Consider the following 14544-nt stretch of genomic DNA (forward strand, 5'->3'; position numbering starts at 1 on the left):
ATGCGTCCATGATCCATTCCTCCGCCTCGGACTGGCTGTCCGCCCCGCGCAAACGCGTCCTGTTCTTCGGCATGTCGGGCCTCGGCAAGACGCATGTGTCGAACCTCCTGCGCCGCTCGGGCGACTGGTTCCACTACTCGATCGATTACCGCATCGGCACCCGCCACATGGGCGAGCTGATCGCCGACAACGCCAAGCGCGAGGCGATGAAGGTGCCGTTCCTGCGCGAGCTGCTGCTCTCGGACAGCATCTATATCGGCTCCAACATCACCTTCGACAATCTCGCCCCGGTCTCGACCTATCTCGGCAAGCCGGGCGACCCGGAGAAGGGCGGCCTGCCCTTCGAGACCTACCGGCAGCGGCAGGAGCAGTTCCGCCGCGCCGAGATCGCGGCGCTGGAGGACACGCCGTGGTTCATCGACCGGGCCGAGGCGCTCTACGGCTATCCGCATTTCGTCTGCGACACCGGTGGCTCGATCTGCGAATGGGTCGATCCCGACGATCCGCAGGACCCGCTGATGACGCTCTTGTCCGAGCGGATGCTGATGATCTGGATCGAGGGCTCGGAGGCGCATACCGAGGAGCTGATCCGCCGCTTCGACCGCGCGCCCAAGCCGATGGCCTACAGCCCCGACTTCCTGCTCCAGGCCTGGAACGACTATCTGGCCGAGACCGGCCTGTCAGAGACGCGCGTCGATCCCGACGCCTTCATCCGCTGGACCTATGGCCGGGCGCTGGCGCATCGGCAGCCGCGCTATGCGAAGATGGCCGAACGCTGGGGCCTCGCGATTCCGGCCGAGGCGCTGTCGGGCCTTGAATCCGCCCGTGATTTCGACGCCGTGGTGGCCGAGGCGCTCGAGGCGCGGCTTGGCAAACACCGTCGAGAAGCCTAGATCAGCCCTCCCTACAAGAAGGTCGAACCATGCCCATCAAGATCCCCGAAGCCCTCCCCGCCTACACCGTGCTGACGCGCGAGGGCGTGATGGTGATGTCGGAGGATCAGGCGGCGCGGCAGGACATCCGCCCGCTCAGGATCGGCCTGCTCAACCTGATGCCCAAGAAGATCCAGACCGAGACGCAGTTCGCGCGGCTGATCGGCGCGACGCCGCTGCAGATCGAGCTGACGCTGATCCGCATGTCGGATCATGAATCGCGCAACACCGCCGCCGAGCACATGGAGACCTTCTATCACTCGTTTTCCGAGATCGAGGCGTCGGGGCAGAAGTTCGACGGCTTCCTCGTCACCGGCGCGCCGGTCGAGCATCTCGATTTCGACGAGGTGACCTATTGGGACGAGCTGCGCCGCCTCTTCGACTGGACCGAGACCCATGCGCATTCGACCTTCGGCGTCTGCTGGGGCGGCATGGCGATGATCGCGCATCAGCACGGCATCGCCAAGCACCTGCTCGACAGCAAGGCCTTCGGCTGCTTCCGGCACCGCAACCTCAAGCCCGACAGCCCCTATCTGCGCGGCTTTTCCGACGATTGCACCGTGCCGGTGAGCCGCTGGACCGAGATCCGGCAGGAGGATATCGACGCGCGGCCCGAGCTGGTGACGCTTCTGGCCTCGGACGAGGTCGGCCCCTGCCTGGTCGAGGACCCCGGCCGCCGCACGCTCTATATCTTTAACCATTTCGAATATGACAGCCACACGCTGAAGGAGGAGTACGACCGCGACGTGGCTTCGGGCGCAGCGATCTCGGTGCCGGTGAACTACTATCCCGGCGACGACCCGACCAAGCCGCCCTCGAACCGCTGGCGCAGCCACGCGCATCTGCTCTATGGCAACTGGATCAACGAGATCTACCAGACCACCCCCTACGATCTGAACGACATTGGCCGCTAGGATCGCCGCAGTGCTCGCGATCGGCGCGCTGGCGGGCTGCGCGTTGGTCGATCACCGCGCCGAGCGGCGCGAGGCTCAGGCCATGGCCGCGCACCCGCCGCTCGGCCAGTTCGTCGAGATCGAGGGGCGCCGCGTGCATGCACTGGTTTCGGGCAGCGGCCCCGACCTCGTGCTGATCCACGGCGCCTCCGGTAACCTGCGCGACATGGCCTTCGATCTACTCGACCGGCTCGACGACGATTACCGCGTCATCGCCTTCGACCGCCCCGGGCTCGGCTATTCCGACCCGATCGACCCGGTCGCCGACGACGCCTTCACGACCCATGCCGACAGCCTCGCCGCGCAGGCGCGGCTGCTGCAAGCCGCCGCCGCCGAGCTCGGCGCCGAGAAGCCCATCGTGCTGGGCCATTCCTTCGGTGGCGCGGTGGCCATGGCCTGGGCGCTGGAGCGGCCCGACAACCTCGCGGCGCTGGTCGATCTTGCCGGCGCGACGATGCCATGGGATACCGGGCTAGCCACGCTCTACAGGGTCAACGGATCGGCCCTTGGCGGCGCGGCGGTGGTGCCGCTCATCACCGCCTTCGCCCCCGAGCGGATGGTCGATGAGACGGTCGAGGCGGTCTTCGCCCCGAACCCGGTGCCCGAGGGCTATGCCGATTTCGTCGGCGCCGGGCTGGCGGTCCGCCGCGACAGCCTGCGGGTCAATGCGCGGCAGGTGAACGGGCTGCTGCCGCAGGTCACCGAGATGCGCGCGCGCTACCCCTCGATCGATGTACCGGTCGAGATCGTGCACGGCGTCGCCGACACCATCGTGCCGCTCGAAGTGCATTCGGCCCGGCTGGCCGAGCTGATCCCCGGGGCGAACCTGACGGTGCTGGAAAACGTTGGCCATATGCCGCACCATACCGTGCCCGTCGAGGTGGTGGCGGCGATCGACCGGGCCGCGGCGCGCGCCGGCCTGCGTTGAACGCCGTCGCGGTCGGGGCCGCTTGAGGAGAGACATATGAATAAGCCGTTCGACGGGGCGATCAGCCGGTTTCGCGACGAGGAGGCGCCCGAGGAGATCCGCCGCATGCTGCACGAGGCGGGCAAGGACGGCATCGCCAGCACGCGCTTTCCCTATCCGTCGAAATGGAAGCGCAAGGATTACGCCGCCGCGATGGCGGATCTGCAGATCGAGCTGGTGAAGATGCAGGCCTGGGTCAAGGCGACCGGGCAGCGCGTCGTGGTGATCTTCGAGGGGCGCGACGCCGCCGGCAAGGGCGGCACCATCGCCCGGTTCCGCGAGAACTTGAACCCGCGCGGCGCCCGTGTCGTGGCGCTGGCCAAGCCCTCGGAGGTCGAGGCGGGCCAGTGGTATTTCCAGCGCTACGTGCGTGAATTGCCCACCGCCGGAGAGATCGTGTTCTTCGACCGCTCCTGGTACAACCGCGCCGTGGTTGAGCCGGTCTTCGGTTTTGCCGACGAGGAACAGGTGGTCCGGTTCTACGACCAGGTCGAGCCGTTCGAGAAGATGCTCGCCGATGACGGCATCCGGCTCTTCAAGCTGTGGATCAATGTCGGTCGCGCGACCCAGCTCGAACGGTTTCTCAAGCGCGAGAGCGATCCGCTCAAGCAGTGGAAGCTGTCCTGGGTCGATGTCGAGGGACTGCGCAAATGGGACGCCTATACCCACCGCATCGGCACCATGTTCACGCGGACGGATTTCGACTTCGCGCCCTGGACGGTGATCCGCGGCGACGACAAGCGCCGCGCCCGGGTCAACGCGATCCGCAGCGTGCTGGCCCGGCTCGACTATCCCGACAAGGACGAGGAGGCCGTCTGCGCCCTCGATCCGAGGATCGCGGGTGGTCCGGAACTCTGGCCGCGCGACTGACGTGGCCAAGCAGGGATATCATCACGGCAATCTGCGTCAGGCGCTGGTCGAGGCCAGCCTGAAGCTGATCGAGGAAAAGGGGCCGACGGGCTTCACCCTGTCGGAGGCGGCACGCGAGGCGGGCGTGACGCCCGCCGCCGTCTATCGTCATTTCGCGGGGCGCGAGGACCTGATCGCCGAGGCCGCGCGGCAGGGCTACGAGATCTTCGCCGATCTTCTGGAATACGCCTATGACGAGGGGCGGCCCTCGGTGCTCGCGGCCTTCGAAAAGACCGGGCGCGCCTATCTGGCCTTCGCGCGAAAACATCCCGGCCACTACGTCGCGATGTTCGAGAGCGGCATCTCGATGCAGCGCAACCCCGATCTCGCCGCCGCCTCGCGCCGCGCTCTGGGCGTGCTGGAGCGGGCCGCCGAGGCGCTGTCGGAGCGCATTCCGGAGGGCCGACGGCCGCCGCCGCAGATGTTCGCGGCGCATGTCTGGGCGATGAGTCACGGCGTGGTGGAGCTGTTCGCGCGCGGCTCTCCGGGCACGCGGGCGCCGTTTCCGCCGGAGGATCTGCTGGAGAGCGGTATCGGTGTCTACCTGCGCGGCCTGGGGTTGATCGCGCCGGACGAGTAGCTGGTGGCGGGCCCTGCCCTATACTTGGGAAACTCGGGGAACGGCAAAACTGACAGGACCCGCCTGAATACTCAGTGTCATGCCGCACCTAACCGTGCATGGTGCGAATGAACTAAACCTATAATTGTTTCGAGGATTCCCATGCCACCGCTGCCGCATAATGCTGCGATTGCAGGGTTGCTCGACGAAATCTACCATAGCGTGATTTCGCCCGAGCGCTGGGGCGCCCTTCCGGAGCAACTGGCCGCGGCCGCCGGCGGTGGCGCATGGGCCCTGCAGCTGGTCCGCCCGGGGCAGCCGCGCCGTGCCGATCTGCATGGCTGCAATTTCGATCCCAAGCTGGTCGCGCTTTACCCGGATCGCTACGCGGCGCTCAATCCCTGGCTCGCCTCGCTGCTGCAACGGCCCGCATTGCAACTGATCCATGACCATCATGTCATTCAACGCAAAGGATTTTTCCGAAGCGAGTTCTATACGGAGTTTCTCAGGCCGCAAGGCGACATCCATCGCACCTTCGGTACGATCATCACGCGCGGCGACAGCGGCAGCCTCGTGGTGAGCTGCAATTACGCCCCCTCGGAGGCCGAGGCGGTCGGCGTGACCGGCAGCCAGATGCTCGCGACGCTGGCCCCGCATCTGCGCCGGGCCTTCGATCTGACGAAGATGGCGGGTCACAGCACCTTGCAGGCGGGAACGCGCCTGATCGACGGGCTCGGCCTGCCGCATGCCTGCTATGCCATCGATTCGCGCGGCCGGCTCGTCGCCTGCGATTCGCGCGGTGCGGCATTGCTCGAGCGCGGGGATGCGCTGTGTCTTGGCGACGAGCGCCGGCTCCGCTTCGCGGATGCGGAGGCGAATGCCGCGCTGGACGACCGGCTGGCGCAGGAGGGACGCCTCGGCGGAAGCTTCGTGGTCGATGACAGTGCCCCGCAGCGGATGCTGGCGCGGCTGTCGCATCTGCCCCGGCCCCTCGCCGCCTCGCCGATCGAGAGCCTGTTCCGGGGCGAACGCGCGATCGCGGTGCTGACGGTGATCGAGCCGGGTGCGCCCGGCGCGCTGGACGAGGATCTCACCAAGCTCTTCGAACTCACCCCCGCCGAGACACTGGTGCTGCGGCGGCTCTGCGAGGGGCTTTCGATGGCCGAGATCGCCGCCATGCGCGAGGTCAGCGTCAACACGGTGCGCAACCAGATCCGCAGCCTGTTCGAGAAGACCGGCACGCGGCGGCAGGCCGAACTCGTGGCGCTGGTGGCACGGCTGGGGGGCTGAGATCGCCCGACCGGTTGACCGGCCTGCGATCGCGCAGCCTACTCGATCGCGGGTGCGGCCCTCCTGCATGGCGGCACACGACCTTCGCAGGAGCTTCCATGGACGGATCACTCGCCGCGCTTTTCGCCCTCGTCGCCGCCGCCGATCTCGCCTTCGGGGCACGGGGCTGCGGCCTCGATGCCTGCGATGCCCTGGAGACCACGCGGACCCGCACCGCGCTGCAATATGGCGAGGTGCTGTATCAGGGCGAACGACAGGGGGGCGAGCTGTACCTGCAGCAGATGCTGCCCCGGCGCTTCGGCGGGTTGGAACCGGTGCTGGGCCTCTCGGTATCCGCGGATGGCGACACCTGGGTCGGCGCGGGGCTGCAATGGACCGGGGCGCTGCCGCATGACAGCTTCGTGCAACTGTCGCTGCTGCCGGGCTTTCACGCGCAGACCGACGGCCCGGACCTGGGCCACATAATTGAGTTCCGCTCCTCGATCGGCGTCGGCTATGCCTTCGACAACGGCGCGCGGCTGTCGCTGCAATTCGATCATCGCTCGAATGCCGAGTTGTCGGATCCCAATCCGGGGCTGGAGACCTTCGGGCTGCGCGTCGCCCTGCCCCTGTGATCAGCCGGGCAGCAGCACCAGCGCGCGCTCGTCCCATGCCAGCCGCGCGGCCGCGCCGACATCGAGCACCGGGCGACCGATCAGGTTCTTCATCGACACGGTGAGCGGCCGCTCGATCCCCTCCACCCGCACGTCGTAATAGGTCATGTCGCCGTAATAGACGACCTCGCTCACCACGCCCTGAACCTCGCGGCGCGGCGCGGTTTCGCCCTCGAACAGGATCGCCAGCGTCTCGGGGCGGATGCCGACCGAGACGGCTCCGCCGATCTCGCCGGAGGTGGCAAGATCGGCGGTGGTGACGCGCCCCAGACCGGCGATGTCGATCTCGCGGCGATCGGCCGAAAGCGCACCGGGCAGGAAGTTCATCTTGCCGATGAACTGCGCAACCCGCTTGGTGGCGGGACGGCGGTAGAGCGTCTCCGGGTCGGCGAGTTGGCCAATCTCGCCCTCGAACATCACGGCGATGCGGTCCGACATCACCAGCGCCTCCTCCTGGTCATGGGTGACGAGGATGAAGGTGATGCCGACCTGTCGCTGCAAACGAATGAGTTCGAGCTGCATCTGCTCGCGCATCAGCCGGTCGAGCGCCGAGAGCGGCTCGTCCAGAAGCAGTACCTTGGGCTTGAGGATCAGCGCGCGGGCCAGCGCCACGCGCTGTCGCTGCCCGCCCGAAAGCGCGTGCGCACGGCGCTTGCCGTAGCCCGCGAGGCCGACCATATCGAGCGCCTCCTCGACCGCCCGCGCCTTCTCAGTCTTGCCGCGCGGATCGCGGCGCAGGCCGAAGCCGACATTCTCGGCCACGGTCAGGTGCGGGAACACGGCATAGGACTGGAACACCATGTTGGTGGGCCGGTGGTTGGCGGCGACGCCCTTCATGTCGCGCCCGTCGATGCGGATCGAACCCGAAGAGACCTCCTCCAGACCGGCGATGGTGCGCAAGAGCGTGGTCTTGCCGCAGCCCGAGGGACCCAGGAGCGAGAAGAACTCGCCGGCGCGGATCTCCAGATCGATGCCGCGCAGCGCGTGGTAGTCGCCGTAATGCTTCTCGACGCCTTTGAGTTCGATGAGAGCGGTCACAGGAAGCCTCCGGTATCCTTGATCCCGGCACGCGCGAGACCGCGGCGGCGGAACAGTTCTGCGATGATGAGAAGCGTGACCGACAGCGCCACGAGGATCGTGCCGAGCGCCATGACCACGGGCAGCTGCGCCGGAAAGCGCAGCAGGCCCCAGATATAGACTGGCATGGTGGGGTTCGCGCCGGTCAGGAAGAAGGCGATGATGAATTCGTCGAGGCTGATCGTGAAGGCGATCAGCATCGAGGAGATGATGCCCGGCATCACCAGCGGCAGCGTCACGAGACGAAAGGCCGAGAAGCGGCTTTCGCCCAGATCCATCGCCGCCTCCTCGATCGAGGGATCGAGATTCTGGAACGCGCCGTTGAGGATCGCGATGGAGAACGGCGTGCAGATCAGCACATGCGCGGAGATCACGGTCCAGTTGTTGAGGTTCAGACCCAGTACCTGCCGCAGCACGATCAGGAGCGACACCGCGACGATGATCTCGGGCAGCACCAGGGGCAGCATCACGAAGCCGATGATGCCGCCCTTGCCCGGAAACCGCGCCATCGCGCCCGCGCGCGCGGCGCAAAGCCCCAGAAGCGTCGCGAAGATCGCGGTCATGGCGGCGATGAAGAGCGAGTTGCCCACCGCCTGCCGCAGCGCCGTGTTGGCCACGAGATCGGTGAACCAATGGGTGGTGAAGCCCGACAAGGGGAAGGCGATGATCGTCGCATCGTTGAAGGCGAAGAGCGGCAGCAGCGCGATCGGCGCATAGAGGAAAAGCAGGTAGAGGATCGCATAGACCCTGAGCGGCGCGCCTCTCATCCCCGCCCTCCTCATCCTCGCCCCCTGAGCCAGCGGCGGTTGAGCGCGACGAAGACCAGCGCGATGGCGGTGACGCAGACCATCGCCACCATGGCGATGGCCGCGCCCATCGGTGCGTTGTTGAGCTGCAGGAACTGGGTCTGGATCATGTTGGCGATGAGCTTTCCGCCGGCGCCGCCCATCAGCTCGGGCGTGACGTAGTCGCCGATGGTCGGGATGAAGACGATGAGCACCGCGGCCACCAGCCCCGGCATCGAGAGCGGCAGGGTGACGCGGAAGAAGGTGGTGAGGCGGGTCTCGCCCAGATCGCGGCTGGCCTCGATCAGCGAGCGGTCGATCTTTTCCAGCGCCACGAAGATCGGCAGGATCGCGAAGGGCGCGAAGGCGTGCGCCAGCGTGATGATCACCGCGTTGACGTTGTAGAGGATGAAGCTCAGCGGCTCGTCGATGATCCCGGCGCCGACGAGGCCGGAATTGATCACGCCGTTATAGCCAAGGATCACCTTCCACAGGAACACGCGGATCAGATAGCTGGTCCAGAACGGGATAGTGATCAGGAACAGCCAGAGCGACTTGCGGTGGCTGGGCACGTGGAAGGACAGGAAATACGCCACCGGGTAGGCCAGCAGCACGGTCACCAGCGTGACGATGCCCGACACCATCAGCGACCGGCCGAGCAGCACCCCGTAGATCGGCTTGTCGAAGAACTCGCGGTAGTTGGCCAGCGTGAACCGCGTGTCGATCGTCATGAAGTCCTGCGTCCAGAAGCTGAACAGCACCACCGCGAGAATCGGCAGCGCCAGCAGCGCCAGCGCGTAGAAGAATGGCGGCGCGAGCAGCGTGGCCGCGCGACCGCCTTCGGATTTCGCGAAACTTCCCAGACCCATGGCCGCCCCTTGATGCCCCGCCGCGATGCTTGACCGCGCGGCGGCAAAGATCAACCGCGCGCGCGCCTTTTGCCGCAAACCGGGCGCGACGCAAGTGGTCTCGTGCGATCCGGCCACATTGGTCAGCGCGCCCGGAGATCGCGCCGCCACACGCGAAAAGGGCGGCCCCGCGGGACCGCCCTTTCCTGTCGCATGATCTGCGAAGATATCAGCGCTTCGAGAACTGGAAGCTACGACGCGCCTTGCGCTTGCCGTACTTCTTGCGCTCGACGACGCGGCTGTCGCGGGTCAGGAAGCCGGCGGCCTTGAGCGCGCCGCGCAGCGAGGGATCGTAGAGCTGCAGCGCCTTGGAGACGCCGTGCTTCACGGCACCGGCCTGGCCCGAGAGGCCGCCGCCGGCGACGGTCGCGAAGACGTCGAACTGACCGGCGACGCCGGCCACCTGGAACGGCTGGCGCAGGATCATCTGCAGCACCGGACGCGCGAAGTAGGTGTCGATGTCCTTGCCGTTGACCACGACCTTGCCGGTGCCCGGCTTGATCCAGACGCGGGCGACCGCGTCCTTTCGCTTGCCGGTGGCGTAGGAGCGGCCCAGCTCGTCGCGGACCGGCTCGCGCGGGGCGAGGGCTTCGGTGTTGACCTGACCTTCGGTCGAGACGGCCGAGCCCAGCTCTTCGAGCGAATTGATCTGATCGGCCATTATGCGGTCCTCGTGTTCTTCTTGTTCATGGACGCGACGTCCAGAACCTCGGGCTTCTGCGCCTCCATGCCGTGCTCGGCACCGGCGAAGACGCGCAGATGGGTCATCTGCTGACGCGACAGGCGGTTGCCCGGCAGCATCCGCTTGACGGCCTGCATCACGACGCGCTCGGGATGCGCACCGTCGAGGATCTGCTGCTTGGTGCGCGACTTGATGCCGCCCGGGTGGCCGGTGTGCCAGTAGAAGTGCTCGTCGCGCTTCTTGCCGGTCATCTGCACCTTGTCCGCGTTGATCACGATGACGTTGTCACCCATGTCCATGTGCGGGGTGAAGGAGGCCTTGTGCTTGCCGCGCAGGCGCATGGCGATGATCGAGGCGAGGCGGCCCAGAACGACGCCCTCGGCGTCGATCAGGATCCACTTCTTCTCGATATCCGCCGGGGTAGCGGTAAAGGTTTTCATGGTTCTGCCCTTGATCTGCAACGCGCACCGCCCCGTACGGGCCGCCCGCGCAAATTCGATGGGCGGGTTCTAAACGAAGCGATGGCGCAGTCAAGCGCACATCTCGCTAAATAATCATGCAATATCAGTTACTTGAAATTAAGGTATCATAGTACCCCATCGAATTGCCGGTTTCAGACCTCCATCACCTGCGGCGGTGCGGCGAGAAGCGCCGCCAACCGGTCGATCGCCATCTCGAAGGCGGCGTCCTCGCGCAGGCCCGTCAGGGCGATGCGCACCGCCGACGGCGCCCGCCCGTCGATCAGGGCGAATTCGTCGGCGGGCTTGAGCCGGATGCCCTCGGCCTCGGCGGCACGGCTCAGCGACGAAGGCCGCCAGCCGCGCGGCAGGTCGAGCCAGGCGAAGGGCACGCCCTCGCGGGTGCGCGGTTGCCAAGGCGCGAGGCGCGCGCGCAGGATGGCGAGCCGCCTGCCCTGCACCTCCAGCACCGCGTCGCGTACCCGCTCGGCAAGCCCGCCCGACAGCGCCGCCTCGGCCAAGGACACGGTCGGCCGCGACAGGCCGAAGAACTGCTGCTGCGCCGCGACCCGCGGCAGCGTCACCCGGCCCGGCGCGGCGAGGATCGCGCCGAGCCGCAAATCCGGGCTCAGCGTCTTCGACAAGGTGGTCACGACCCATGAGCGTTCCGGCGCGAGGCGGCGATAGCTCGCATCCTCACCCGCATCCGACCGGAAGCAGTCGTCGTCGATGATTTGCAGATTGTACTGGCGGGCGATGGATACAATTTGCGCCCGCCGCTCCGGCGAGGTGCGGATCGTCGTCGGATTGTGTGCCTCGGCACTGGTACAAAGCAGTTGTGCCCCGGTCTCCCGGCAGGCCCGGTCGAGCGCCTCCGGCAGAAGCCCCTCGCCGTCGAAGGCGATCCCGGTGATCTCGGCCCGTACCAGCGCCGCGGCGTGGCGAAAACCGGGATAGGCCAGCTCCTCGGTGAGCACCACCGGGCGCGGGCCGTGCAGCAGCGCCTGCAGCAGCACCACCATGCCGTGCTGCGCCCCGGATGTGAGCACCACGTCCTCGGGATCGACCGGCCCATGCGCGGGCGCGGCGAACCATTCCGCCAGAAGCCCGCGCAGCTTGGCGTCGGCCTCGGGGCCGGGATAGCTGACATAGGCGCCCGGCGGCGGATCGGGCAGGTTCTTCAGCAAATCATGCAACATCCTGCCTTGGCCGACATCGGCCACCTGCGCGGTGCGCAGGTTCAGCATGCGGCCATCTTGGCCGGTGCCGCTGGCGTCGATGAGCGCCGGCAACGGTGCCGGCAGGTCCGGCTCGGCCACGAATGTGCCGCGCCCGACCACGGCGCGCAGCACCTCCTGTTCGACGAGATCCTTGTAGGCTCGCGCCACCGTGCCGGGCGTCACGCCGAGCCGCCAAGCCACCTCGCGCACCGGCGGCAAGCGATAGCCGGGCGCGATCACCCCCGAACCGATCGCCTCCTGGATCGAACGCTTCAGCGCTTGATGCTTGACCGGTCCGCCCTTGTCGAGGCTGGGCCACCAGATTGTATCCATGACAAAACTTCCGTGGACGTCATTTGCCCGGCATTGTATGCCTATTGGACAGCATATAGCTATATTGTACCAATACAAGAGAGATCGACATGACCACGCTCGCCCCGACCGCCACGCCCTTCGAGGCCGCTCTCGACCAGGGGGCCATTTCCGCGCTTCTCGTCGGCCTGGCCCGGCGCGTGGCGCTGTGGGAGCGGCGCGCCCGCACCCGCCGCGCGCTGGCGCATCTCGATGCGCGGGCGCTGCGCGATCTCGGGCTCGACCCCATCGCCGCGCAGGCCGAAGCCGCGCGCCCGTTCTGGAAGGGCTGATCCCCGGCCCGACCATGCCTCGGGGGCCGGAGCGATCCGGCCCCTTTTTTCATGCGGCCTCGCGGGTCGTCAGGCCGGTGCCGCGCCCTGCGCCGCCCCGGGCGGGATCGAATAGGTCATCGAGGCCCGCGCCACCGGCGCCGCCTGCCCTTCGCTGAACAGCAGCGCCTCGCCGACCGCGAGGCGGCGCCCGAGCTTCAGAAGCCGGGTTTCGGCCAGCAGGTCCGCCCCGGCCTCGGGCCGACGCAGGAAATCGATCGAGGCGCCGGTGGTGACCGCCTGCGCCACCGCGCCGATCTCCGACAGGATCGCCAGATAGATCGCCACGTCGGCCAGCCCGAACATCGCGGGCCCCGACACCGTGCCGCCCGGGCGCAGATGCATCTCGGCCACCCTGAGCCGCAGCACCAGACGTCCGTCCTCGACGCTCTCGACCGCGAATTGTGCGGCCACCTGCGCGAAATCGCGCGCGAGAAATGCGGTCAGTGCCGCCCGGTCCATCTTCATGCCGATCTCCTCCCCCAGGCGCCCAAGCTCCCGCAAGCCCGGATGGGGGGCAAGCCCCCAGTTGAGCCGGGCTCATATTCGTCGTGGGTCCTTTTCATTTGCATCCTCGTCGGTTGCGATGCAGGCAGTGTCGGAAACGGCCGCGACCCGCGCGCCGATCCGGGCGTTGATCCGCCCCAAGACCCATCGCCCGCCCCAGGAGCCCCGTGACATGGCTGACGAAGACGACGACCTGATCCTCTCCGAACTCGACGATGAAGAGCTCGTCGCGCAGATGTTCGACGACCTCTATGACGGTCTCAAGGACGAGATCATGGAGGCGACGCAGATCCTGCTCGATCGCGGCTGGCAGCCCTATGACGTGCTGACCAAGGCTCTGGTCGGCGGCATGACCATCGTCGGCAACGATTTCCGGGACGGCATCCTCTTCGTGCCCGAGGTGCTGCTCGCGGCCAATGCCATGAAGGGCGGCATGTCGATCCTCAAGCCGCTGCTCGCGGAGACCGGCGCGCCGCGCATGGGCAAGATGGTGATCGGCACCGTCAAGGGCGACATCCACGACATCGGCAAGAACCTCGTGGCGATGATGATGGAGGGCGCGGGCTTCGAGATCGTCGATCTCGGCATCAACAACGCGGTCGAGAGCTATCTCGAGGCGCTGGCGCGCGAGAAGGCCGACATCCTCGGCATGTCGGCGCTGCTGACCACCACCATGCCCTACATGAAGGTGGTGATCGACACGATGAAGGAGCAGGGCATCCGCGACGACTACATCGTGCTGGTGGGCGGCGCGCCGCTCAACGAGGAGTTCGGCCGCGCGATCGGCGCCGACGCGTATTGCCGCGACGCCGCCGTCGCGGTCGAGACGGCCAAGGACTGGATCTCGCGCCGCCACAACCAGATGCAGGCGGGCGCCTGAGCGAGACGATGCAGCCGGATGACGCGACGCTGACGCGCGACGGTCTCGCCCCTTCGGGGCGGGGCCGCGTGCTGCTCGTCGCCTGCGGCGCCCTGGCGCGCGAGATCCTGGCGCTGATCGGCCGGAACGGCTGGGATCATCTCGACCTGCACTGCCTGCCCGCGATCCTGCACAACCGGCCCGACAGGATCGCGCCCGCGGTCGAGGCGGCGGTGGCCGCGCGCGGCGCGGGCTACGAGCGGGTCTTCGTGGTCTATGCCGATTGCGGCACGGGGGGCGATCTGGCCCGGACCTGCGAACGCCTCGGCATCGGCATGGTCGAGGGGCCGCATTGCTACGCCTTCTACGAGGGCGTCGAGGCCTTCGTGGAAAAGGGCGAGGTCACCTGTTTCTACCTTACCGATTTTCTGGTGCGGCAGTTCGATGCCTTCGTCTGGACGCCGCTCGGTCTCGACCGGCACCCGGAGTTGCGCGAGATGTATTTCGGGAATTACACGACGCTGGTCTACCAGGCGCAGACCGACGATCCGGGGCTCACCGCCCTCGCCCGCGCCCATGCCGAGCGGCTGGGGCTCGGCTTCGAGCGGCGGCTGACCGGCTATGGCGATCTGGAGCGGGCGCTGGCCCGCGCCTGACGCGGTCAGGCCGCGGTGAGCGCGGTTTCGCGAATCCGCTCGACCATGGCGCGCAGGCCATTGGAGCGCTGTGCCGAAAGATGGTCATTGAGCCCGAGCCGCGCCAGCTCGCCGCCCGCGTCGATCTTGGGCACCTGCGCCACCGGCACCCCGTCATAGAGCGCGTGCAGCACCGCGATCAGGCCGCGCACGATCATCGCGTCGCTGTCGCCGCGGAAATGATAGGTGCCCCCCTCGGGCGAAGGCACCAGCCAGACCTGGCTGGCGCAGCCATGCACCTTGGTCGCGGGCACCTTCAGGGCCTCCTCGAGAGGCTCCATCGCCTTGCCGAGTTCGATCACGTGCCGGTAGCGATCCTCCCAGTCGTCGAGAAACTCGAAGGTCTCGGCAATGTCTTCGAAGGCGGGCTGGGCCATCTGCGTCTCCTGCGGTTCGGGCTGTGGCTC

18 protein-coding genes are annotated in these 14544 nt (G+C 67.4%); 10 read left to right on the forward strand and 8 right to left on the reverse strand.

Annotated elements, in window-relative coordinates; all coding sequences use genetic code 11:
- Window positions 1-8: 8 nt before the first annotated feature.
- From ACRAQ3_RS07705 to ACRAQ3_RS07735, 7 genes are all read left to right on the forward strand, one after another.
- Entirely contained in the window at window positions 9-893 is an 885-nt protein-coding gene (locus tag ACRAQ3_RS07705; protein WP_269396365.1) for an ATPase, read from the forward strand.
- Between the two features lie 29 nt (window positions 894-922).
- The gene (metA, locus tag ACRAQ3_RS07710; protein ID WP_432256230.1) at window positions 923-1846 is read left to right on the forward strand and encodes a homoserine O-acetyltransferase MetA; all 924 of its coding nucleotides are present in this window, start codon (window positions 923-925) and stop codon (window positions 1844-1846) included.
- 1 nt (window position 1847) lies between these two features.
- Window positions 1848-2813: an alpha/beta fold hydrolase gene (locus ACRAQ3_RS07715; RefSeq protein WP_432256269.1), complete on the forward strand. Its 966-nt coding sequence runs from the start codon at window positions 1848-1850 to the stop codon at window positions 2811-2813.
- Between the two features lie 36 nt (window positions 2814-2849).
- On the forward strand, window positions 2850-3722 hold the full coding sequence (gene ppk2 / locus ACRAQ3_RS07720; protein WP_432256231.1) for a polyphosphate kinase 2: 873 nt from the start codon (window positions 2850-2852) through the stop codon (window positions 3720-3722).
- A gap of 1 nt (window position 3723) precedes the next feature.
- Complete coding sequence (locus ACRAQ3_RS07725; protein WP_269396369.1) at window positions 3724-4341, forward strand: TetR/AcrR family transcriptional regulator; 618 nt, start codon at window positions 3724-3726, stop codon at window positions 4339-4341.
- A gap of 141 nt (window positions 4342-4482) precedes the next feature.
- Entirely contained in the window at window positions 4483-5610 is a 1128-nt protein-coding gene (locus ACRAQ3_RS07730) for a helix-turn-helix transcriptional regulator (RefSeq protein WP_269396370.1), read from the forward strand.
- A gap of 98 nt (window positions 5611-5708) precedes the next feature.
- Window positions 5709-6224: an acyloxyacyl hydrolase gene (locus ACRAQ3_RS07735; RefSeq protein ID WP_432256232.1), complete on the forward strand. Its 516-nt coding sequence runs from the start codon at window positions 5709-5711 to the stop codon at window positions 6222-6224.
- On the opposite strand, the gene ACRAQ3_RS07740 is transcribed toward ACRAQ3_RS07735, so the two are convergent.
- The 6 genes from ACRAQ3_RS07740 to ACRAQ3_RS07765 all read right to left on the reverse strand — a co-directional run bounded on the left by ACRAQ3_RS07740 (window position 6225) and on the right by ACRAQ3_RS07765 (window position 11726).
- Window positions 6225-7301, reverse strand: a complete 1077-nt coding sequence (locus ACRAQ3_RS07740; RefSeq protein ID WP_432256233.1) for an ABC transporter ATP-binding protein — start codon at window positions 7299-7301, stop codon at window positions 6225-6227.
- Window positions 7298-8107, reverse strand: a complete 810-nt coding sequence (locus ACRAQ3_RS07745; protein WP_432256234.1) for an ABC transporter permease — start codon at window positions 8105-8107, stop codon at window positions 7298-7300. The genes ACRAQ3_RS07740 and ACRAQ3_RS07745 overlap by 4 nt, the downstream gene beginning before the upstream one ends.
- A gap of 11 nt (window positions 8108-8118) precedes the next feature.
- A complete protein-coding gene (locus ACRAQ3_RS07750; protein WP_432256235.1) occupies window positions 8119-8994 on the reverse strand; it encodes an ABC transporter permease in 876 nt (291 codons plus the stop codon).
- Between the two features lie 208 nt (window positions 8995-9202).
- The gene (gene rpsI, locus ACRAQ3_RS07755) at window positions 9203-9694 is read right to left on the reverse strand and encodes a 30S ribosomal protein S9 (RefSeq protein WP_085896551.1); all 492 of its coding nucleotides are present in this window, start codon (window positions 9692-9694) and stop codon (window positions 9203-9205) included.
- On the reverse strand, window positions 9694-10155 hold the full coding sequence (gene rplM, locus ACRAQ3_RS07760; RefSeq protein WP_269396375.1) for a 50S ribosomal protein L13: 462 nt from the start codon (window positions 10153-10155) through the stop codon (window positions 9694-9696). The genes rpsI and rplM overlap by 1 nt, the downstream gene beginning before the upstream one ends.
- Window positions 10156-10328: 173 nt before the next feature.
- Window positions 10329-11726 (reverse strand): PLP-dependent aminotransferase family protein, encoded by a 1398-nt coding sequence (locus ACRAQ3_RS07765; protein ID WP_432256236.1) that lies wholly within the window; start codon window positions 11724-11726, stop codon window positions 10329-10331.
- A gap of 89 nt (window positions 11727-11815) precedes the next feature.
- On the opposite strand from ACRAQ3_RS07765, the gene ACRAQ3_RS07770 reads away from it, so the two are divergent.
- The gene (locus ACRAQ3_RS07770; RefSeq protein ID WP_085896548.1) at window positions 11816-12037 is read left to right on the forward strand and encodes a DUF1127 domain-containing protein; all 222 of its coding nucleotides are present in this window, start codon (window positions 11816-11818) and stop codon (window positions 12035-12037) included.
- Window positions 12038-12106: 69 nt separating this feature from the next.
- Here the strand turns inward: ACRAQ3_RS07770 and ACRAQ3_RS07775 are convergent, their stop codons facing one another.
- A complete protein-coding gene (locus ACRAQ3_RS07775) occupies window positions 12107-12544 on the reverse strand; it encodes a PaaI family thioesterase (RefSeq protein ID WP_269396377.1) in 438 nt (145 codons plus the stop codon).
- Window positions 12545-12755: 211 nt separating this feature from the next.
- Here ACRAQ3_RS07775 and ACRAQ3_RS07780 point away from each other — a divergent pair, with 211 nt between their 5' ends.
- Together ACRAQ3_RS07780 and ACRAQ3_RS07785 are read left to right on the forward strand one after the other, a co-directional pair.
- Complete coding sequence (locus ACRAQ3_RS07780; protein ID WP_269396378.1) at window positions 12756-13463, forward strand: corrinoid protein; 708 nt, start codon at window positions 12756-12758, stop codon at window positions 13461-13463.
- A gap of 8 nt (window positions 13464-13471) precedes the next feature.
- On the forward strand, window positions 13472-14098 hold the full coding sequence (locus tag ACRAQ3_RS07785; RefSeq protein WP_432256237.1) for a DUF1638 domain-containing protein: 627 nt from the start codon (window positions 13472-13474) through the stop codon (window positions 14096-14098).
- Window positions 14099-14103: 5 nt separating this feature from the next.
- Here ACRAQ3_RS07785 and ACRAQ3_RS07790 read toward each other — a convergent pair whose 3' ends face one another.
- Complete coding sequence (locus ACRAQ3_RS07790) at window positions 14104-14514, reverse strand: SufE family protein (RefSeq protein WP_269396380.1); 411 nt, start codon at window positions 14512-14514, stop codon at window positions 14104-14106.
- Window positions 14515-14544: the final 30 nt, after the last annotated feature.

Source organism: Limimaricola sp. AA108-03 (assembly GCF_050847355.1).
Lineage (GTDB): Bacteria > Pseudomonadota > Alphaproteobacteria > Rhodobacterales > Rhodobacteraceae > Limimaricola.